The organism is Micromonospora sp. CNZ296 (assembly GCF_007827635.1).
In genome coordinates, this window is record NZ_VISW01000004.1 from 250,880 (window position 1) to 271,199 (window position 20,320).

Sequence of the window (20,320 nt, forward strand, 5' to 3'; positions counted from 1 at the left end):
CGAGGGGCGTTCGCGTTCTGTCCCTTCGGACGGGTGTTGCGGGAGTGCGGTCACGCAATAATCATGAGGCGTCGCGGCCCACCTCACGAGCGGGTGCGTCCGGGCGCACACCGCAGGGAGGTCGCGAGTGGGCTGGCTCGACCAGGTCGAGGACCAGGTTGACGCTCTCCGACGCGCTCGGTCACTCCAGGAGGCCAGCCGGTCCGCGGAGGCGTGTGCCCTGCTCGACCGCGTCATCCGCACCACCGACGACCCGTACGCCCGCGCCGACGCGCTCGTGCAACGCCTGTCCGCGCTGATCAATCTCGGCCGGACCGCCGAGTTCACCCGGGCCGTCGAGGACGCCTCCGCCGCCGTACGCGACCTGACCGAGCCCTACCTGCACGGGCACCTCAACGCGCTGGCCGCGCTCGCCGCACACCACCAGGGCGCGCTGGACCGATGCGTGATGCACCTGGTCCGGGCCGCCCGCGCGCTCAGCGCCGACGACACGCCCGACCGGGACACCGCCTGGGGCTGGCACGACCTGGCGATGGCGTACTCGTACCTGAGCTTCCACGGCCACGCGCTCGGCGCGATCGAGCGGGCCCGGGAGGTCGGGCTCAGCGTCGGCATCCCCGAGGAGACGTTCGCCGCCCCCGGGATCCGGCTGCGCAACGCGGTCGCGCTCGACCACAACGGCGACAGCGACGGCTGCCTGCGGGTGCTGCGCGACGTCGCCGGTGACCTCGCCCGGTTCCTGCGCGGCGGGGGTGCCGGCAACCTGCGCCCGAGCAGCCTGGCCGCGTACGGCTACGCCGCCGCCCGGCGGGCCGCGCTCGGCGACCGGGTGGAGTCCGCCGGGGACGCCGACCCGAACCGGCTGCTCGGCCACGGCGGTGACAGTGCCCGCGCCCGCGACCTGCGCCAGCTCGGTCAGGTCTGCCTCGCGGTGGCCGCCGGCCGCCCGATCGAGGCGGTCACCCGCCTGGACTCGCTGCGGGTATCCGACGAGACGCTCGGCGCAGCCGAGGCACCCCGGCTGCGCAGCGTGGCGCTGGCCCGGGCCGGTGACCACGCGGGCGCGCACCGGGCCGACCGGCACGCGTTCCGGCTGGCGGCGCGGCGCAGCGACCGGCTGCGGGACGTCTACATCGACGGCATCGCCGCCCGGATCGACCACGAGGAGATGCGCCGCGAGGCGGCCCGGTACGAGGGCGAGGCGCTCACCGACCCGCTCACCGGCCTGCCCAACCGGCGCCGGCTGGAGCGCTACCTGGGCGCCGTGGTGTCCCGGGGCGAGCGGGTGGTGATCGGCGTCTGCGACCTCGACGGGTTCAAGGCGGTGAACACCCGGCACGGCCACCACTCCGGGGACCTGGTGCTGCAACGGGTCGCCGGGGTGATCAACCGGGTGATGCGGCGGGGCGACTTCGTGGCGCGCTACGGCGGCGACGAGTTCGTCGTGGTGCTGCCCGACACCGGCATGCCGGAGGCGGTCGAGGTGGCCCGCCGGATCGAGGCGGCCGTCCGCACCGAGGACTGGGAGTCCCTGGTCCCGGGCACGCCGGTCGGGGTGACGATCGGCTTCGCCGAGGTCGACGGCAGCACCACCGTGAGCGTCCGGGAGGCGCTGGGCGCCGCGTTCGAGCTGGCCGACCGGGAGATGCTGCGCGCCAAGGCGCGGTTGCGGGCGAGCTGAGCGGTAAGGAGGGGGCCCTTGTTAACGCCTCCGGTAGAGGAAGGGCCCCCGCTTAACACCCCCGGCGGTCAGCGGCGGGACAGCTCGGTCTCGCCGGCCAGCCGGGCCGCGCGGTCCGCCTCGGCCAGCGCGTCGAGCACCCCGTCCAGTTCGCCGGCCAGCGCCAGGTCCAGGTTGTACGCGGTGTAGCCGATGCGGTGGTCGGTGATCCGGTTCTGCGGGAAGTTGTAGGTGCGGATCCGCTCGGACCGGTCCACGGTCCGGACCTGCGCCTTGCGGGCGTCCGACGCCGCCGCGTCCGCCTGCTCCTGGGCGGCGGCCAGCAGCCGGGCGCGCAGGATGCGCATGGCCTGCTCCCGGTTCTGCAACTGCGACTTCTCGTTCTGGCAGGAGACCACGATGCCGGTCGGCACGTGGGTGATCCGTACCGCCGAGTCGGTGGTGTTCACCGACTGCCCACCGGGGCCGGACGAGCGGAACACGTCGATGCGCAGCTCGTTCGGGTCGATGGTGACGTCCACGTCCTCCGCCTCGGGCAGCACCAGCACGCCGGCGGCGCTGGTGTGGATCCGCCCCTGCGACTCGGTGACCGGGACGCGCTGCACCCGGTGCACACCGCCCTCCCACTTGAGCCGGGACCAGACGCCGTTGCCGCCCTCCGGGACGCCCTTGCTCTTGATCGCCAGGGAGACGTCCTTGACGCCGCCGAGGTCGGAGTCCTGCGCGTCGATCACCTCGGTGACCCAGCCGTGCCGCTCGGCGTACCGGGTGTACATCCGCAGCAGGTCACCGGCGAACAGCGCGGACTCCTCGCCACCCTCGCCGGCCTTGATCTCGACGATCACGTCCTTGGCGTCGTGCGGGTCGCGCGGGATGAGCAGTTCCGCGAGCCGTTCCTCAAGGGCCGGCAGGGAGGCGGCGATGGTGTCCGCCTCGACGGCGAACGTCGCGTCCTCGGCGGCCAGTTCCCGGGCGGCGGCCAGGTCGGCGCGGGCCTGCTCCAGCTCACCGGCCGCCTTGTGCAGCGGGACCAGTTCGGCGTACCGACGGCCGACCCGCCGGGCGGTGCCCTGGTCGGCGTGGATGGCCGGGTCGGCCAGCCGCCGCTCCAGCTCGGCGTACTCGTCGAGGAGGGCGGCCAGGCGCTCACTGCTCATGCTGCGGATGCTCCTTGGGGGAGATGAAACCGGCGCAAACGGACGAACGCCCGTGCCCGGCAGGAGCCGGACACGGGCGTCGTCGACGGAGCTACTTGGCCTTCTTGGCCTGAACCTTGGCGTACTTCTGCTGGAACTTCGCGACCCGGCCGGCGGTGTCCAGCACGCGCTGCTTACCGGTGTAGAACGGGTGGCAGGCGCTGCAGGTCTCGACGCTGATGGCGCCGCCCTTGGCGGTGCTGCGGGTCGTGAACGTGTTGCCGCAGGAGCAGCGGACCTCGGTGGTCACGTACTCCGGGTGGATGTTGGGCTTCATGTCGCCTCGGTCCTTTCGTCGGTGGTCGCCGGGTCGCCGTCGGTGCGCCCCGTCGTCACGACGGGCTCGGGCGTGAACCGGAACCGGTGGCCGATTGACCAGTCTGCCACGGGCATCTTCCACCCGGCACAGGAGGTCCGCCACCCCCAACGCCGGCCCACCCGTCAGCATTCCCATCCCCACCCCACCCACTCCCCCACCGACCCGGGGCGCCGGGCCGACCCGGGCCCGGCCTGCCCCGGCGATCATGAAGTTAGCGGCATTTCCTGTCGCTTTTGTCCAGGTCAACTTCATGATCACCGGGGCGAGAGCCAGGTGGGCGAAGGCCGGGGCGGGGCGGGGGCAGGGCCCGGGGGTTACGGGGTGGTGGTCACCTGGGCCTCGGCCTTCACTCCGTTCACCGTCACAGTCAGCTGGACCTGGGCGCCGGGGCGCAGGGCGGTCAGTTTGCCGGTCAGCGGGTCGAATCGGGCGGCGTGCCAGGGACGTACGCCCGCGGCGCCGCCGATGTGCAGGTTCGGCGAACCGGACCAGTCGGCGCTGACCGGCGCGCCCACCGGCACCTGCCGGCCGCTCGGCTGGGTGAGCGAGGCCGTGACGTCGGCCGGCGTACGCCGGGGCACCTGCGCGGGTGCGGTCAGCGCGAGCCGGTCGACGTGCGCGTGCATCTCCGCGCTCACCCACCGCGGTCCCTCGGCCAGCGGGTCACGGCGGGCCCGCTCGGCCTCCCCCGGCGTCACCGGGTCCACCCCGAACTCGGTCCAGCCGGTGAACCCGCCGAGCGCCGCCGGGGTGGACGGGTCCTTGCCCGAGTTGCCGTTGATCACGTACGGCACGCCGTCCACCCGGTCGGCGTGGAACGTGCCGACGTGACCGTTGACCATCAGCGCGCCCTTGCCGGTGCGGTGCTGGAAGTCGGCCAGCCACTGCTCGACCAGCGCCGCCTCCTTGCGGTCGCCGAGCTGGCTCGCCTTGGCCGGGCTCGGGTCGCGCGGCGGGTGGTGGAAGAGCACCGCCACCGAACCGACCGAGCGGTCGGCGGCGGCCTGGTCGAGCGTCCGGCGCAGCAGCTCCACCTGGTCGAACCCGCCTCCGCGCAGCGAGCCGGTGGCGGTGCTGAGCGTGAGGAACCGCGTGCCCCGGTGGTCGAAGACGCGCGAGGTGTCCCCGAAGACGCTGCGGAAGTTGTCGATCGGCGCGCCCATGATCTCGTGGTTGCCCGGCACGTAGTGGTACGGCACCTGGCCGTCCAGTTCCTCGTCCAGGATGCGCTTGGCCAGGGCGAAGTCCGCCGGGTAGGCGGTGTCCACGAAGTCGCCGTTGATGATCAGGAAGTCCGGCCGGGCGGCGCGGACCTCGCGCAGCGTACGGCGGGCCCGGGCGACCAGGTCGCTGTCCGGGTTCGCGGCGACGAACTGGGCGTCGGAGAGCACCGCGAAGCGCCAGGGCGCCCCGTCCACCGTGCCGTCGCGTACCACCACCCGGTCGGTGCGGTTCGGCTCCGGCGGCGCCTGCACGTCCGGCGGCACCCGGGCCACCAGGTCGTCGATCACCACCTCGCTGCGGTACTGCTCGGCCGGGTCGGTCTCGGCGACGTAGAACCGGCGCACCCGCACCGGGTACTGCACGCCCGGCGGTACGGCGAACTCGACGTACTTCCAGCCGGTCCAGTCCAGGTACGGGCCGCGCAGCACGAACTGGGTGTCCTGCGCGTCGTGGAGGTGCAGGCTGGGCCACTCGCCGGTCCCGTTCGCCTTGATCCACATGCCGAACGCCTGCGGCTGGCCGGGTACGTCGATCCAGGCGGGCGGGTCGGCGTACGCGGCCCGCGTTCCGGTGGACTGGCTGAAGTCGTACGACATCCGCAGCCCGCTCCCGGTGTGCCCGTCGGCCGGTGCGACCGACCCGGAGGCGCGGGCCTGGCTGAACTTCCAGGACGCCGCGTCGTCGAACCCGGCCACCGGCACGTCGGTCAGCCCGACGGTCACCGGCAGGACCGTGGTGCGGTTGCCGACCCGGGCGGTGACCAGCGCCGAGCCGGTCGCGGCGAGCGCCGTGACGGACAGGTTGCCGTCGGCGGTGGGGGTGACGGAGAGCAGGTCGCTGTCGTACTCCAGCCTCAGGTCGGCCGGCTCGATCGGCGCGGTGTTGCCCTCGGCGTCGTAGCCGACGACGCCGAACAGGCCGCTGTCGCCGGCCCGGTCCAGGCCGACCCGGTCGACGGTGCCGTCGATGCGCGCGAGCGGGCCGAGCACCGTCAGCTCGATCGTGCCCCGGGCGCGGCCGCGGGCGGCGGTGACGGTGCTGCGGCCGGGGACGGCGGCCCGGAACACGCCGTCGCCGTCGACCCGGCCGTGGGTGGCGTGCCAGCGCGGCTCGCCGGCGGCCGGGCCGTACGTCTCGTCGTATCCGGCGGCGGTGAGCCGGCGGGTGAGGCCGGGGAAGACCCGGTCCGGCCGGCCGCCGCGCACCGGCGCGACACCGGGTGCGGCGGTCGGGTCGCTGGCGGTCTCCAGCCAGTAGCCGGTGAGCCGGCCGCTGCCCTTCGGCGCGTAGACGGCGAGCCCGTTGGGCACCGGCCGCTCACTGCCGTCGGACGGACTGTTCTCCACCTGGACCGTGGCCGCGCCCGGCTCCCGGGCGAGCAGCGTGGAGGAGCCGCCGCCGTCGAGGTTGAGCGCGTTCGCGGCGCCCAGCTCGGCCATCATGCGGCCCATCTCGGTCTGGGTGACGCCCCGGCTGTCCACCTGCCGGCCGTCCACGGTCAGCATGATCATCTTGCGGCCGTCGGCGGAGAAGCCGACAGCGGTCCGCGGGGCCAGCGACGCGTCGGCGATGCTCTGCACCACGCCGTCGCGGACCAGCACGTTGCCGCCGCCCACGGCGGCGCGCAGGTCACCGCCGTCGGAGGCACGCGGCCGCCAGGTCAGGTCCACCGCGTCGCCGGGACGCAGCGCGGCGAGCGCGTCGGCGCCGGCCTCGCGGCCGAGCAGCACGGTGCTGCCGGCCGGGATCGGCCCCTCGCCCGCCGTGGTGGCGACGGTCGCCACCCGGCCGCCGGTCAGCGTCACCTCGACCGTCCGGGCCGCGCCCTCCACGGCCCGCTTGCGGGTGTACGAGCCCCAGAGCGGCGTGAACACTCCGACGCCGTCGCGCTGCACCATGTTGTTGAACTGGGTGAGCGGCACCGGCCCGGCGGGCAGCGTCGCGGTGCCCTCGAAGCCGACCTGGACGACCCGGCCGATGCCCTGGGCGCTGATCCCGACGGCGTTGGGGTGCCCGGCGACTGGCGACTGCACCAGTTCGCCGGAGCGGACGCCGACGCCCTGGGCGGCACCGGAGTTGTTGATGTCGAAGAAGTCGCCGTTCACCGCCGCGACGGCACGGGACCGGTCCACCGCGGCGCGCAGCGGCTCGTCCTTGGTGACCTCGCCGGAGTTCACGTAGTCGACTGTCAGCCCGCCGGCCAGGTCGGCGGTGAGGGCGTCGGCGCGCAGCCAGCCGGCCGCGTCGTACCTGTCGAAGGAGGTCAGGTCGAGGCCGGGCGCGACCGGCCGGGTGGTCTTGGCGGTCTCCAGGCCGCCGGCCGGTTCCACACCGGCCAGCGCGACGGCGGAGTCGGGGCGGGACGAGGCGCGTGGCGCGTCCTCGGCGGCGGTGCCCGGCGGCGCGACGGCCGACGGCGCGGCAGTGGCGGCGGACGGTGCCGGCGCGGTGAGGGTCAGCAACGGCGTCAGCAGCAGGACGCCGGCGAGGCGGGCGGGTCGACTGCGGGTTCGCATGGACGACAGTCAACCCGACGGTGAACAGAAGTTTCAATACCTAGCGGCTTAACCGTAGAAAAACTTCACGGCCTGCGGCCCGGTACGCGACGAGGGGCACGGCCGATGCGGCCGTGCCCCTCGTTCGTCGGATCCGTCAGCTCACTCGCCCGGAGTGGACTTCGCGATCTGCATCAGGAACTCGATGTTGGTGCGGGACTGCTTGAGCCGGTCCAGCAGGAGGTCGAGCGCCGCCTGCGAGTCCAGCGAGTGCAGCACCTTGCGGAGCTTGTGGATGATCGCCAGCTCCTCCGGCGCGAGCAGGACCTCCTCCTTGCGGGTGCCGGAGGGGTTGATGTCGATCGCCGGGAAGACCCGCTTGTCGGCGATCTTCCGGTCCAGCTTCAGCTCGGCGTTACCCGTGCCCTTGAACTCCTCGAAGATGACCGTGTCCGCCATGGATCCGGTCTCCACCAGCGCGGTGGCGAGAATGGTCAGCGAACCGCCGTTCTCGATGTTGCGCGCCGCGCCGAGGAAGCGCTTGGGCGGGTAGAGCGCGGTGGAGTCGATACCACCCGACATGATCCGGCCGCTGGCCGGTGCCGCCAGGTTGTACGACCGCCCGAGCCGGGTCACCGAGTCGAGCAGCACGACCACGTCGTGCCCCAGCTCGACCAGGCGCTTGGCCCGCTCGATCGCCAGCTCCGCCACTGTGGTGTGGTCCTGCGGCGGACGGTCGAACGTGGCCGCGATGACCTCGCCCTTCACCGACCGCTGCATGTCGGTGACCTCTTCGGGCCGCTCGTCGACCAGCACCACCATCAGGTGGCACTCCGGGTTGTTGCGGGTGATCGCGTTCGCGATCGCCTGCAGCACCATCGTCTTACCGGCCTTCGGCGGCGACACGATGAGCGCCCGCTGGCCCTTGCCGATCGGCATGACCAGGTCGATCACCCGGGTGGTGAGGATGTGCGGCTCGGTCTCCAGCCGCAGGCGCTCCTGCGGGTAGAGCGGCGTGAGCTTGTAGAACTCCGGCCGGCGCTTCGCCTCGTCCGGCTCCATCCCGTTGATGGTGTCCAGCCGGACCAGCGGGTTGTACTTGTCGCGCCGCTGCTCGCCGTCCCGTGCGGCCCGCACGGCGCCGGTGATCGCGTCACCGCGGCGCAGGCCGTACTTCTTGATCTGGGACATCGAGACGTACACGTCGTTCGGGCCGGCCAGGTAGCCGGTGGTCCGGACGAAGGCGTAGTTGTCGAGCACGTCGATGATGCCGGCGACCGGGACGAGCACGTCGTCCTCGCCGACCTGCGGCTCGCGACCGCCACCGCTCTCGCCCTCGCCCCGCTCGCCGCGGCCGCGGCGACGGTCCCGGAACCGGCTGCGCCGGCCCCGCCGGCCGCCGCCCTCGCCGTCGTCGTCGCCGTCGTTGTCCCGCTCGGCGCGCTGACCACGGTCGTTGCGGTCACCACGGTCGTTGCGGTCGTTACGGTCGCCGCCCCGGTCGTTCCGCTCGTTCCGGTCGTTGCGCTCGGCGCGCTCGCCCCGCTCGTTGCGGTCGCCACGCTCGGCCCGGTCGCCACGCTCGGCACGGTCACCACGGTCGTTGCGCTCACCACGGTCGTTGCGCTCACCGCGCTCGGCCCGATCACCGCCGCGCTCGCCACGGTCGGCCCGCTCGCCGCCACGCTCGGCGCCACGCTCGGCCCGGTCACCGCCGCGCTCACGGCCCCGGCCCTCGTTGCGCTCACCGCGCTCGGCCCGGTCACCGCCACGCTCGGCGCGCTCACCGGTCTCGGCGGGCGCCTCCTCGGCGCGCGTCGTCTCGGCCGGACGCGCCTCGGTCGCCGGCGCCTCGGCCGGTCGCGCCTCGGTGGTCGCGGCGGCGGCCCGGCTGCGGCGACCACGGGTACGACCCTCGGTCACCTCGGCGGCCGGCGCCTGCTCGGCGGGGCGTGCCTCGGCCCGCTCCTCACGGACCTCCGCGTGCACCTCCTCACGGGCGGGAGCGGACGCAGCCGCCACCTCGGCTCGCGGTCGAGGGGTTCCGGCCGCGCCGCCCTGCTGCCGCTCGGTGATAGCACTGATCAGCTCGCCCTTGCGCATGCGAGCGGTACCAGAGATGCCGAGCGACGCGGCCAGGCTCTGCAGCTCCGGCAGCAGCATCGCCGACAGACCGGTGCCGCTCCGCCGGCGGCGCGTGGGGGCGGCGGTGGTGGCATCGCCAGCGACGTTGGAAACATCCGACGTCACGTCGGTGGTGTCGCTCAATGGATTCCTTCCCTCGATAGGCCGGGGCTGCCCGGAGTCGTGGAACCAGGTGGCCGGGCGGCCTCGGTGCACCCGCCTCGCATGGACGCGTCGCGGGAGTCTGTGACACAGCAGCCGGTGGTTTCCCAACTCACCACCATCGGTGAGCAGGTCTCGCCGTCTGCGGCGACCTGTGGAAACTGCGGTGCGGCGTGGGCCTTGAGCAGGGGTGACGGGCTACCGCCGAGAGCTTCGGGGGTGCGCCGAACCGCAGGAAGATCGCATGCTTCGCGGCTGTGCTAGGTCTAGAGCGTAATCGCCTCGTCCGACCTGCGGCAACAGGGCCCCGCTCGGCGTGTCAAAGTCTACCCCGGATGACCCGGGCACCGCTGACATCTATCGGCAACTCCCACCGGCGCCAATCTGTTCCCGCCTGGAATCCCGCCGGGACCTCGGAGAGCGCCAGCACCGTCGGCCCCGCCCCACTGACCACAGCCGCCACACCCGCCGCACGCAGCTCACCGACGAGCGCCGCCGTGGCGGGCATCCCCGGCGCCCGCTGCTCCTGGTGCAGCCGGTCGACGGTGGCCGGCAGCAGCAGCGCGGGATCAGCGGTCAGCGCGTGCACCAGCAGGGCCGCCCGGCCCGCGTTCGACGCCGCGTCGGCGTGCGGCACGGTGGCGGGCAGCGCCGCCCGGGCCACCGAGGTCAGGCCGCGCTCGGCGGGCACGAACACGGTCGGGTGCACGGCCGGCGCCACCGGCAGCGAGACCGCCCGCGCGCCGCCCGGTTCGGTCCAGGCGATCGTGAAGCCGCCGAGCAGACAGGGAGCGACGTTGTCCGGGTGCCCCTCCAGCTCGGCCGCCAGTCGCAGCGCGGCGTCGTCGTCCATCCGCCGGTCGCCGTCGGCCACCAGCGCGCGGGCCGCCAGCACCCCGGCCACGATCGCCGCCGACGACGAGCCGAGCCCTCGGGCCTGCGGGATGCGGTTGACGCACTCCAGCGCCAGGCCGGCCGGCTGCGCGCCGAACGCGTCGAATGTGGCCCGCATGGCGGTGACGATCAGGTGCCGCTCGTCCGACGGCAGCTCGCCGGCGCCCTCCCCGGTGACCGACACCCGTACGCCGCCGTCTGTCACCTCGGCCGTGACGTCGTCGTGGCGGCCGAGGGCCAACCCGAGCGCGTCGAAGCCGGGGCCCAGGTTGGCGCTGGTCGCGGGCACCCGGACCCGCACCGGGCCGGGGGTGAATGTGGTCGGCACCGGCTCATGCTAGGACGTCACCCCGACAGCCCGGCCGGACCGCCCGGAGCGTGGGACCGGCGTGTCAGGCGGCGCGCTCGGGGGCCGGCGCGTCGACCGGGTCGGTGAGCGAGAGCCGCCGGGTGGCGAACCGCCAGCCGATCGCGTACACGACGGTGACCAGGCCGCAGCCGGCCAGCACGGTGCGCTCGTCCACCCGGTCCACCACGAGCGCCACCACGAGCTGGCTCACCGCGATGGCGAGCGTCGCCAGCATCATGTCGGTGGCGAAGACCCGGCCGCGCAGCCGGTCCGGCACCTCGCCCTGCAACGCGTAGTTGGACAGCACCCAGTTGCTGCCGCCGCCCAGGTGGGCCAGGAACACCAGGACCAGCACCAGCGGGAACCAGGTCACCACCGAGGCGCCCAGGTAGGCCAGGCCGTACAACGACATGGACAGTGCCAGGCCGGTGAGCAGCCAGGCCCTGTTGCTCAGCACCCGGCGCATCATGATCGGGCCGACCAGGGCTCCGGCGCCGCGGGCGGCGAAGAGCAGCCCGGCGCCGACCGCGCCCACCCCGTACACCCCGGCGAGCAGCGGGAAGACGGTGAGCACGCCGTTGCCCAGGCCGACCGCCGACTTGACCGTGACCAGCGCCAGCACGCGCGGGCGGTGGGCGATGTAGCGCAGCGCCTCGCGGATCGCCGCCCAGGTGCGCGGCACCGTCGCCGCCGGGTCGCGCGGCGCCTGCAACGGCCGGCGGATCAGCGCGGCCAGGCCCGCGGCGGCGACCAGGCCGACTGCCGCCACCCAGAAGCTGGCGTACGGGCCCGCGACGGCGCTCAGGATGCCGCCGAGCGAGGCCCCGACCACAGTCATCGTGCCCCACGCCGAGCCGGCGACCGCGTTGCCCGCGGCCAGGTCCTCCGGGTCGACCACGTTCGGCAGCGCGGCCTGGGCAGCGGGCGAGTAGAACGCCTTCGCCACCGCCACCAGCGCGATCGCCGCCAGCGCCAGCCAGGCCGTGCCGGCGCTGCGCACGCCGAGCAGCAGCAGCACACCGGCCAGCGCGCCCACGTTCGCCACCATCATCACCTTGCGGCGGTCGAACCGGTCGGCGATCGTTCCGGCGTACGGGAGCAGCAACGCGGTCGTGCCGGTGTCCACCGCCAGCACCAGCGCGCCCCAGACACCGCTGCCGGTCAGGTCGGGCAGCAGCACCAGCAACGGCACCATGACGAACCAGTCCGCGCCGAAGACCACCAGCTCGGCGAGGAACAGATGGCGGAAGTCGCGGTTGCGGACGAGGACCGAGAGGGTGGGTGACACGCGGGCACCCTACCGGGCCGCCCCGGGCGCGGCAGCGCGGCGCAGCAGGTCGGAGACCGTGACGAAGGTGTATCCCCGGGCCCGCAGACCGCCGATCATGTCGGGCAGGCCGCGGAGCGCGACGAGCCGGCCGTCGTTGCCGACGTCGTGGCCGAGCACTATCGTGCCGGGGCGCACGTCGGCGACGATGCGCCGGGCGTGCCCGGCCGGGTCGTGCGGGAACTCGCTCTCGACCATCTGGAGCGTCCAGAGCACCAGGCGGTAGCCCAGCCGGGCCGACGCGTACAGCACCGACCCGCCGAGGTGCCCCCAGGGCGGGCGGAGCAGCCGGGGCGCCGAGCCGGTGGCCGCCGTGATCGCGTCGTGGCTGCGGCGCAGGTCGTCGTAGACCGTCGCGGCGTCCATCCGGGCCAGGTCGCGGTGCGCCCAGCTGTGGTTGCCGACCTCGTGGGCGTCCATCCGGCCGCGGACCAGCGCGGCGTGCTCGCGGGCCCGCTCACCGACCAGGAAGAAGGTGGCCGGGACGCGGTGCTCGGCGAGCGTGTCGAGCACCATCGGGGTCCACTGTGGGCGGGGACCGTCGTCGAAGGTGAGCGCCACCAGGGGCTCTTCGGTGCGTACCCCCCAGACGACCTGCACCCCGCCGGTGCCGACGTCCTGATGGCGGTTGCCGAGCGTGGCGCTCGCCGGGCCGCCCGCGATCGGGAGCCTCCGATCGGCCACCCAGGTGCTCTCGGCGGTCGCGAACGAGCCGACCACGGCCCCGCCGAGCAGCAGCGCGGAGCGGCGCAGCACGGTGCGCCGATCCCACCGGCCCGCTCCCCCCGCCATCGCACCCCCGAACCGAAAGTAGGCAGCAGCTCACTGAGCGTACCGCCCGGCGCGGTTCGGGTGTGTCCCGCACGCCGAGGTGCCGGGAGGGGCCCGCGCGGGGCCCCTCCCGGTCCGTCACTCGGTCGGCGGGAGCGGCGACTGGCGGCTCTTGGGCAGGCGGAGCACCTCGAACTGGTCGGTGCCGTCGACCAGCGCGCCCGACGGGCGGGTCGGCGGCGGCGCCACCACGCCCCGTTCCTCGGCGCGCTCCCCGCCGCCGACCGCCACCGGCACCGGGTCCGGCTCCGGCTGCGGCTCGACCGGCTCGGGAGCGCCGCCCCGCCGCCGGTTCCGGAACGAGCCCTTGGTGTGCTCGACCATCGTGTAGAGCGTCGGCACCAGCACCAGCGTCAGCAGCGTCGAGCTGAGCAGGCCGCCGATCACCACGATCGCCAGCGGCTTGGAGATGAAGCCGCCCTCGCCGGTCAGGCCGAGCGCCATCGGCAGCAACGCGAAGATGGTGGCGACGGCGGTCATCAGGATGGGCCGCAGGCGGCGCCGGCCGCCCTCCACCACGGCCTCGGTCACGTCCATGCCCTGGGCCCGGTACTGGTTGATCAGGTCGAGCAGCACGATCGCGTTCGTCACCACGATGCCGACGAGCATGAGCACGCCGATCAGCGCCGGCACACCCAGCGGCGTACCGGTGACCAGCAGCAGCCCGATCGCGCCGGTCGCGGCGAACGGCACCGAGATCAGCAGGATCAGCGCCTGGGTCAGGCTGCGGAACGTCGCCACCATGATCAGGAAGACGATCGCGATGGCGGCCAGCACCGCGAGGCCGAGGTCCGCGAACGCGTCGGCCTGGTCGGCGCTGACGCCGCCGATCACGTACGTGGCGCCCGGCACGTCCAGCGCGTCCAGCCGCTTCTGCAGCTCCTGCGTCGTGGCGCCGAGGTTCGAGCCGGTCGCCGTACCGGTGACCGAAACGCTGCGCTCCCCGTCGATCCGGGTCACCTGCTGCGGGCCGTCGACCTGCTCGACGTCCGCGATCGCGTCCAGCGGCACCGCGCCGACCCGCAGCGCCCGCAGCTCGTCGACGGTCAGCGGCGGCCGGGCACCGCTGCTCAGCACCACGCTCTGCGCCGTACCGTCGAGCGTCACCTGCCCGAGCGGCGCTCCCCGGTACGTCTGCGCGACGAGCTGCCCGACGGCCGCCTCGGTGAGACCCGCGCGGGCCGCGGCCACCCGGTCCACAGTCACCTCGACGCGCGGCACCTGGGTGGCCAGGCTGCTGGTGACGTCCTCCACGCCCGGCGTGCCGGCCATCGCGCCCCGTACCGCCTCGGCCGCCCGGGTCAGCGTCTCCTGGTCGGCGGCCTGCACGACCACCTCGACCTGGTTGGCGGAGGCGTTCTGCCCGCCGCCGAACGTCAACTCGCCGACCTCCGGGCCGAGCGCGTCGAACTCCTTGCGCAGGCCCTGCCGTACCGTCGCGGCGTCGGTGTCGTCGGACAGCGACAGCGACCAGGTGGCCTGGTCACTGCCGCCGCCGGCGAAGGGATTGTCCCCACCACCGGCGCTGACCTGGTAGGTCTCCACCCCCGGGGTACGCCGCAGCACCTCCTCGACCCGGGCGGCGGCCCGGTCGGTGCCGGCGAGCGAGGTGCCGGCCGGCATCTCCTGCCGGATGGCGAGCGTGTCCTGGCCGGAGTCGTCCAGGAAGTTCGTCTCCAGCTTCTGCGCCAGGCCGAACGTGCCCAGGAGCACCAGCAGGCCCAGGCCCACAGTGGCCCAGCGGGTCTTCCGCGAGCGGGTGGCGAAGTCGATCACCGGCAGGTACGCCCGCTGCAACGGGTTGCGCAGCTCCTTCTCCTCGGCGGCGCGCCGGGCGGCGGCGTCGTCCGCACCGCCGCGCGGCCGCAGGAACCAGTACGCCAGCACCGGGATGACGGTCAGCGACACCAGCAGCGAGGCGAGCAGCGCCACCGTCACGGTGATCGCGAACGGGGCGAACAGCTGCCCGACGAAGCCGCCCACCAGGGCGATCGGCGCGAACACGGCGACAGTGGTGAGCGTGGACGCGGTCACCGCGCCGGCCACCTCGCGGACCGCGGTGAGGATCGCGTCCCGCTTCGGTTCGCCGTACTCCAGATGGCGTTTGATGTTCTCCAGCACCACGATGGAGTCGTCCACCACCCGCCCGACCGCGATGGTCAACGCGCCGAGGGTGAGCAGGTTCAGCGAGTAGTCGCCGGACCAGAGCACGATCAGCGCGACCAGCACCGACAGCGGGATGGACACCGCGGTGACCACCGTGGAACGCACCGACAGCAGGAACACCAGGATCACCACGACCGCCATGACCAGGCCGAGCAGGCCCTCGGTGGTCAGGCTCTCGATCGACCGCTCGACGAACGGCGCCTGGTCGAAGACCACAGTCAGCTCGGCGCCCGCGGCGTCACCCAGCTCGTCCAGCCGGTCCCGGATGTCGTGCGAGATGTCGACCGCGTTGCCGTCCGGCGCGGCGGTCACCGCGATGCCGAGGCTGGGCTTGCCGTTGGTCCGGGTCAGCGAGGTGGCGGGGGCGAGCTGCTGCTCCACGGCGGCCACGTCGCCGAGGCGTACCGGGGCGGCGGGAGCCGTGGTCAGCACGATGCCGCGCAGGTCGTCGACGGTCCGGATCGGCGTGCCCACCTGCACCGGCAGCGACCGGTCGCCGTCGGCGAGCGCACCGGCCGGCACGGCCACGCCGTTGCTCTTGAGTGCCGACGCGATGGCGGTCGGCGCCACCTTGGCGGCGGCCAGCTTCGCCGGGTCCGGCGTGATCGTCACGACCTGGTTGCGGGCGCCGGTGACGTCCACCGAGCGGACGCCGTCCAGCGCCTCCAGCTCTGGTACGACGGCGCTGCGCAGCTTCTCCGCCAGCGCCCGCTCGTCGCCGTCACCGGTCGCGGCGACCACCACTGCGGGCAGGTCGTCGGTGCTACCGGCGATCACCTGCGGGTCGACGCCCTCGGGGAGCTGGGAGTCGATCCGGTTGAGCGCGGTCTCCATCTTGTTGACCACGTCGTCCAGGTCGGTGCCGAACTCGTACTGCACCTGGACCGTGGCCGCGCCCTCGCGCGAGGTCGAGGTGACCTTGTCGAGGCCCGGGATGCCCTGGAGGCTGTTCTCGATCGGCTCGGCGACCTGGGATTCCACGATCTCCGGCGCGGCGCCCGGGTACGTCGCCACGATGAACGCGGCGGGGAACTCCAGCGACGGCAGGAGCTGCTGCTTCAGCGACGGCACGGCGAACAGGCCGAAGGCCGTGGTCACCAACGCGACGAGGGCGATCAGCCCCCGGTTGGCGAGGCTGAATCTGGCGAGCAGCGACATCGGCGTTACTCACTCCTGAAGAGGTGTCCGGCGGGGGTGTCTGAGTCTGCCGCACGCCCCGACACTCCCGGCATCCGCCCCAGCCGATGACACTTCCGCGCTCGGGGGTCGCCCGTGCCCGCCTTGATCGACACCAGCTCGCCGAAGTGGCTGCATTCCACCCACTCCGACCCGCGACCTCCCCGAGCTGGTGTCGATCAAGCACGACGCCGGGAGCGCGGACGCGCGAGGCGAGCGGGGATGCCCTCCGTCGGGCCGACCCGCCACCTCCTCACCCTTGATCGACTCCATTTCGCCGAAGGGGCTGCATCCCACACACCCCGATCCCGCCACCTCCCCGAGCTGGAGTGGATCAGGACGGGGGATGCCACCACCTCCCCGAGCTGGTGCAGATCGGGGGATGCCGTCACCTCCCCCAAGTGAGGTCCGGCAGAGGAAGCGCGGAGGCCCGCGAGGTCCAGCGGAGTGCGTCGCCCGAGGCACCCCGGACGGAGGTGTGAATCGGGGCCGGGCAAGGCCCGGGGAAGCCGCGGGGACGGAGCGATCAGACCAGGTCTAGCGAGCGGGCGGCGGCCAGCGCGTCGTTGGCGATGGTCACCGGCGCCGGCGCGGTGGAGATGGCCCACTCCGGGTCCTTCAGGCCGTGCCCGGTGACCGTGCAGACCACCCGCGACCCGGCCGGCACCCGCCCGGCCTCGGCCTGCTGGAGCAGACCGGCGACGCTGGCCGCGCTGCCCAGCTCGACGAAGGCGCCCACCTCGCGGGCCAGCAGCCGGTACGCCGACAGGATCTCCCGGTCGGTGACCGCCGAGATCAGACCGTCGGAGGCGTCCCGCGCGTCGATGGCCTTCGTCCAGCTCGCCGGGTTGCCGATCCGGATGGCGGTGGCGATCGTCGACGGCTCCGGCACCACCTGACCGGTGACGATGGGAGCGGCGCCGGCCGCCTGGAAGCCGTACATCCGGGGGGCCTTCGTGGCGTTGCCGTCGCGCAGGTCCTCGGAGTAGCCCATCCAGTACGCGGTGATGTTGCCGGCGTTGCCGACCGGCAGGCAGTGGATGTCGGGCGCGTCGCCGAGCGCCTCGACGATCTCGAAGGCGGCTGTCTTCTGGCCGTGCAGCCGGTCGATGTTGACGGAGTTGACCAGCGCGACCGGGTAGTCCTGGGCGAGCTTGCCGGCGAGCCCGAGGCAGTCGTCGAAGTTGCCCTGCACCTGGAGCAGCTTCGCGCCGTGCACGAGCGCCTGGGCCAGCTTGCCCAGCGCGATCTTGCCCTGCGGCACCAGAACCGCGCAGGTGATCCCGGCGCGGGCCGCGTACGCGGCGGCGGAGGCGCTGGTGTTGCCGGTGGAGGCGCAGATGATCGCCTTGTCACCGGCCTCGACGGCCTTGGAGACCGCGACAGTCATGCCGCGGTCCTTGAACGAGCCGGTCGGGTTGGCGCCCTCGACCTTGAGCCACACGTCCGCGCCGACCCGGGCGGAGAGCACCGGTGCCGGCAGCAGCGGCGTGTTGCCCTCGTGCAGGGTGACGACGGGAGTCGCCCCGGTGACCGGCAGCCGATCCCGGTACGCCTCGATCAGTCCCCGCCACATGTCGTGCTCCTCGCCTCCGTCGCCCCGCTCCGGGGCCTGTCACCAGCGTGGACCAGCCTGCTCGGCCGACCACCGGCACACCCTGCTCTAACCATCAGGCGGGACGCGCGGGTTACGCGCCACCCTCCACCCGCAGCACACTCGTCACCGAACGGACGATGTCGAGTCCGCGCAGCTCACCGACGGTGGCCGCGAGCGCGGCATCCGGCGCGACGTGGGTGACGATGACCAGTTCGGCGTCCCCGCCTGCCGGACCCTGCCGGACGGTGGCGATGGACACCTCGTGCCGGGCGAAGACGCCTGCCACCCCGGCCAGCACGCCCGGCCGGTCGGCCACGTCGAGGCTGATGTGGTAGCGGGTGAGCGCCTCGCCCATCGGGCGCACCGGCAGGTCCGCGTACGCCGACTCGCTCGCCGCGTGCACCCCGGCGAGGCGGTTGCGGGCCACCGCCACCACGTCGCCGAGCACCGCACTGGCGGTGGGCGCGCCACCGGCGCCCCGGCCGTAGAACATGAGCTGCCCGGCGGCGTCGGCCTCGACGAAGACCGCGTTGAACGCGTCGCCGACGCTCGCAAGCGGATGCGTCAGCGGGATCATCGCCGGGTGCACCCGGACGTTGACGGTCTCCCGGCCCTCCGCGTCGACGCCCCGGGCCGCGATGCAGAGCAGTTTGATCGTGCAGCCCATGGCCTTGGCGCTGGCCACGTCGGCGGCGGTCACCTCGGTGATGCCCTCGCGGTGCACGTCGGCGGCGGTCACCCGGGTGTGGAACGCCAGCGAGGCGAGGATGGCGGCCTTGGCGGCGGCGTCGAAGCCCTCCACGTCGGCCGTCGGGTCGGCCTCGGCGTACCCCAGCTCGGTGGCCTCCTCCAGCGCCTCGGCGAACCCGGCGCCGGTGGCGTCCATGGCGGAGAGGATGAAGTTCGTGGTGCCGTTCACGATGCCGGTGACCCGGGTGATCCGGTCGCCGTGCAGCGACTCGCGCAGCGGGCGCAGCAGCGGGATGGCCCCGGCGACGCTCGCCTCGTAGTAGAGGTCGGCGCCACCCTCGGCGGCGGCGTCGTGCAGGGCCGCGCCGTCCTCGGCGAGCAGCGCCTTGTTGGCGGTGACCACGCTCTTGCCGGCGCGCAGCGCCTCGACCAGCCAGCCGCGGGCCGGCTCGATGCCGCCGACCACCTCGACCACCACGTCCACGTCGTCGCGCTTGATCAGCCCGAGCGCGTCGGTGGTGAACAGCGCCGGGTCGACCGGCAGGTCGCCGCGGTCACGGCCGATCCGGCGTACGGCGATCCCGGCGATCTCCAGTGGGGCGCCGATCCGGGCGGCGAGGTCTTCCGACTGCTCGTGCAGCAGCCGGACCACGTCGCTGCCGACAGTGCCGCAGCCGAGCAGCGCCAAGCGAACCGGTGAGGTCATCCCACATCCAATGCCAGCAGGTCGTCTTCGGTCTCCCGGCGGACGATCAGCCGCGCCCGACCTTCGCGGACGGCGACGACCGGGGGCCGCGGGACATGGTTGTAGTTGCTCGCCATGCTCCGGCAGTAGGCCCCGGTGCCGGGCACCGCGACAAGATCTCCGGGCTGCACGTCAGCGGGCAGGAATTCATCCTTCACCACGATGTCCCCGGACTCACAATGCTTTCCCACCACGCGGGCGAGCATCGGCTGCGCGGTTGACGTGCGGTTCGCCAGCGTCGCCGAGTACGAGGCGTCGTAGAGCGCGGTACGGATGTTGTCACTCATCCCCCCGTCCACGCTCACGTAGGTCCGCAGGCCGTCCACATCTTTCACGGTCCCGGCCTGATAGAGCGTGAACACCGCCGGGCCGACGATCGCGCGGCCCGGCTCGACGGACAGATGCGGCACGGCCAGGTTCTCCGCCGCGCACTCCCCGTCCACGATCTTGCGCAGCCGCTTCGCCAGGTCGTGCGGCGACGCCGGGTCGTCCTGCGTGGTGTACGCGATGCCGAAGCCGCCGCCCAGGTCCAGCTCGGGCAGCTCCACGCCGCGGGCGTCGCGGATCTGCGACTGGAGGGCGAGCACCCGGCGGGCGGACACCTCGAAGCCGCTGGCGTCGAAGATCTGCGAGCCGATGTGCGAGTGCAGGCCGCGCAGCTCCAGCACGTCCTCGTCGAGGATCTTGAACGCGGCCGCCGCGGCGGCCCCGCCCGCGAGGGAGAAGCCGAACTTCTGGTCCTCGTGGGCGGTGGCGATGAACTCGTGGGTGTGCGCCTCCACCCCGACGGTGACCCGGACCAGCACCTTGGGGCGTACCCCGCGCTCGCGGGCCAGCTCGGAGAGCCGGTCGATCTCGGTGAACGAGTCGACGATGATCCGGCCCACCCCGGCGTCGACCGCCCGGGTCAGCTCCGCCACCGACTTGTTGTTGCCGTGGAAGCCGATCCGCTCGGGCGGCATCCCGGCCGACAGCGCGGTGGCCAGCTCGCCGCCGGTGCAGACGTCGAGGAACATGCCCTCCTCGGCGATCATCCGGACCACGGCGCGGCACAGGAACGCCTTGCCGGCGTAGTAGACGTCCGCGTCCGGGAAGGCCGCCCGGAACTCGCGGCAGCGCTCGCGCAGGTCGTCCTCGTCCAGCACGTACGCCGGGGTGCCGTACTCCGCGGCCAGGCCGCGGACGTCCAGGCCCGCGACTGTGAGCGCGCCGCCGGAGCCGCGCGCCACGTTGCGCGGCCACAGTTGCGGCACCAGGGCGTTGACGTCGACCGGGGTACGCAGCCAGGCAGGCCCTCGGGTACCGATCTCGCCGTGCAGTGCGCCTGCCTCGTGAGCCCGCATG

At 73.5% G+C, this 20,320-nt stretch carries 12 protein-coding genes; 1 reads left to right on the plus strand and 11 read right to left on the minus strand.

Annotation, left to right across the window (positions count from 1 at the left end):
- Positions 1-127: 127 nt before the first annotated feature.
- Positions 128-1,681 (plus strand): GGDEF domain-containing protein, encoded by a 1,554-nt coding sequence (locus FB455_RS09205; protein WP_013288270.1) that lies wholly within the window; start codon positions 128-130, stop codon positions 1,679-1,681.
- Between the two features lie 68 nt (positions 1,682-1,749).
- Here the strand turns inward: FB455_RS09205 and prfA are convergent, their stop codons facing one another.
- From prfA to lysA, 11 genes are all read right to left on the minus strand, one after another.
- Entirely contained in the window at positions 1,750-2,838 is a 1,089-nt protein-coding gene (gene prfA / locus FB455_RS09210; RefSeq protein ID WP_013288271.1) for a peptide chain release factor 1, read from the minus strand.
- A 91-nt stretch (positions 2,839-2,929) separates the two neighbouring features.
- Positions 2,930-3,154, minus strand: coding sequence for a 50S ribosomal protein L31 (rpmE, locus tag FB455_RS09215; RefSeq protein WP_013288272.1), 225 nt, complete (start codon positions 3,152-3,154; stop codon positions 2,930-2,932).
- A 356-nt stretch (positions 3,155-3,510) separates the two neighbouring features.
- The gene (locus FB455_RS09220) at positions 3,511-6,936 is read right to left on the minus strand and encodes a phosphodiester glycosidase family protein (protein WP_145752890.1); all 3,426 of its coding nucleotides are present in this window, start codon (positions 6,934-6,936) and stop codon (positions 3,511-3,513) included.
- A 141-nt stretch (positions 6,937-7,077) separates the two neighbouring features.
- Positions 7,078-9,183: a transcription termination factor Rho gene (gene rho / locus FB455_RS09225; protein WP_013288274.1), complete on the minus strand. Its 2,106-nt coding sequence runs from the start codon at positions 9,181-9,183 to the stop codon at positions 7,078-7,080.
- A gap of 337 nt (positions 9,184-9,520) precedes the next feature.
- A complete protein-coding gene (thrB, locus tag FB455_RS09230) occupies positions 9,521-10,423 on the minus strand; it encodes a homoserine kinase (protein ID WP_013288275.1) in 903 nt (300 codons plus the stop codon).
- 64 nt (positions 10,424-10,487) lie between these two features.
- On the minus strand, positions 10,488-11,732 hold the full coding sequence (locus FB455_RS09235; RefSeq protein ID WP_013288276.1) for an MFS transporter: 1,245 nt from the start codon (positions 11,730-11,732) through the stop codon (positions 10,488-10,490).
- 9 nt (positions 11,733-11,741) lie between these two features.
- Positions 11,742-12,563, minus strand: coding sequence for a polysaccharide deacetylase family protein (locus FB455_RS09240; protein WP_013288277.1), 822 nt, complete (start codon positions 12,561-12,563; stop codon positions 11,742-11,744).
- Positions 12,564-12,680: 117 nt separating this feature from the next.
- Complete coding sequence (locus tag FB455_RS09245; protein ID WP_013288278.1) at positions 12,681-15,926, minus strand: efflux RND transporter permease subunit; 3,246 nt, start codon at positions 15,924-15,926, stop codon at positions 12,681-12,683.
- Between the two features lie 544 nt (positions 15,927-16,470).
- Entirely contained in the window at positions 16,471-17,520 is a 1,050-nt protein-coding gene (gene thrC / locus FB455_RS09250) for a threonine synthase (protein ID WP_013288279.1), read from the minus strand.
- Between the two features lie 112 nt (positions 17,521-17,632).
- Positions 17,633-18,937 (minus strand): homoserine dehydrogenase, encoded by a 1,305-nt coding sequence (locus FB455_RS09255; protein WP_013288280.1) that lies wholly within the window; start codon positions 18,935-18,937, stop codon positions 17,633-17,635.
- Positions 18,934-20,319 (minus strand): diaminopimelate decarboxylase, encoded by a 1,386-nt coding sequence (lysA, locus tag FB455_RS09260; protein WP_013288281.1) that lies wholly within the window; start codon positions 20,317-20,319, stop codon positions 18,934-18,936. Before lysA ends, FB455_RS09255 begins: the two co-directional genes overlap by 4 nt.
- Position 20,320: the final 1 nt, after the last annotated feature.

Bases quoted from the DNA above. Each gene is read 5' to 3' on its own strand.
- rpmE (WP_013288272.1), bottom strand. From the start codon at position 3,154: ATGAAGCCCAACATCCACCCGGAGTACGTGACCACCGAGGTCCGCTGC.
- lysA (WP_013288281.1), bottom strand. From the start codon at position 20,319: ATGCGGGCTCACGAGGCAGGCGCACTGCACGGCGAGATCGGTACCCGA.
- FB455_RS09240 (WP_013288277.1), bottom strand. From the start codon at position 12,563: ATGGCGGGGGGAGCGGGCCGGTGGGATCGGCGCACCGTGCTGCGCCGC.
- FB455_RS09220 (WP_145752890.1), bottom strand. From the start codon at position 6,936: ATGCGAACCCGCAGTCGACCCGCCCGCCTCGCCGGCGTCCTGCTGCTG.
- FB455_RS09245 (WP_013288278.1), bottom strand. From the start codon at position 15,926: ATGTCGCTGCTCGCCAGATTCAGCCTCGCCAACCGGGGGCTGATCGCC.
- prfA (WP_013288271.1), bottom strand. From the start codon at position 2,838: ATGAGCAGTGAGCGCCTGGCCGCCCTCCTCGACGAGTACGCCGAGCTG.
- FB455_RS09255 (WP_013288280.1), bottom strand. From the start codon at position 18,937: ATGACCTCACCGGTTCGCTTGGCGCTGCTCGGCTGCGGCACTGTCGGC.
- thrC (WP_013288279.1), bottom strand. From the start codon at position 17,520: ATGTGGCGGGGACTGATCGAGGCGTACCGGGATCGGCTGCCGGTCACC.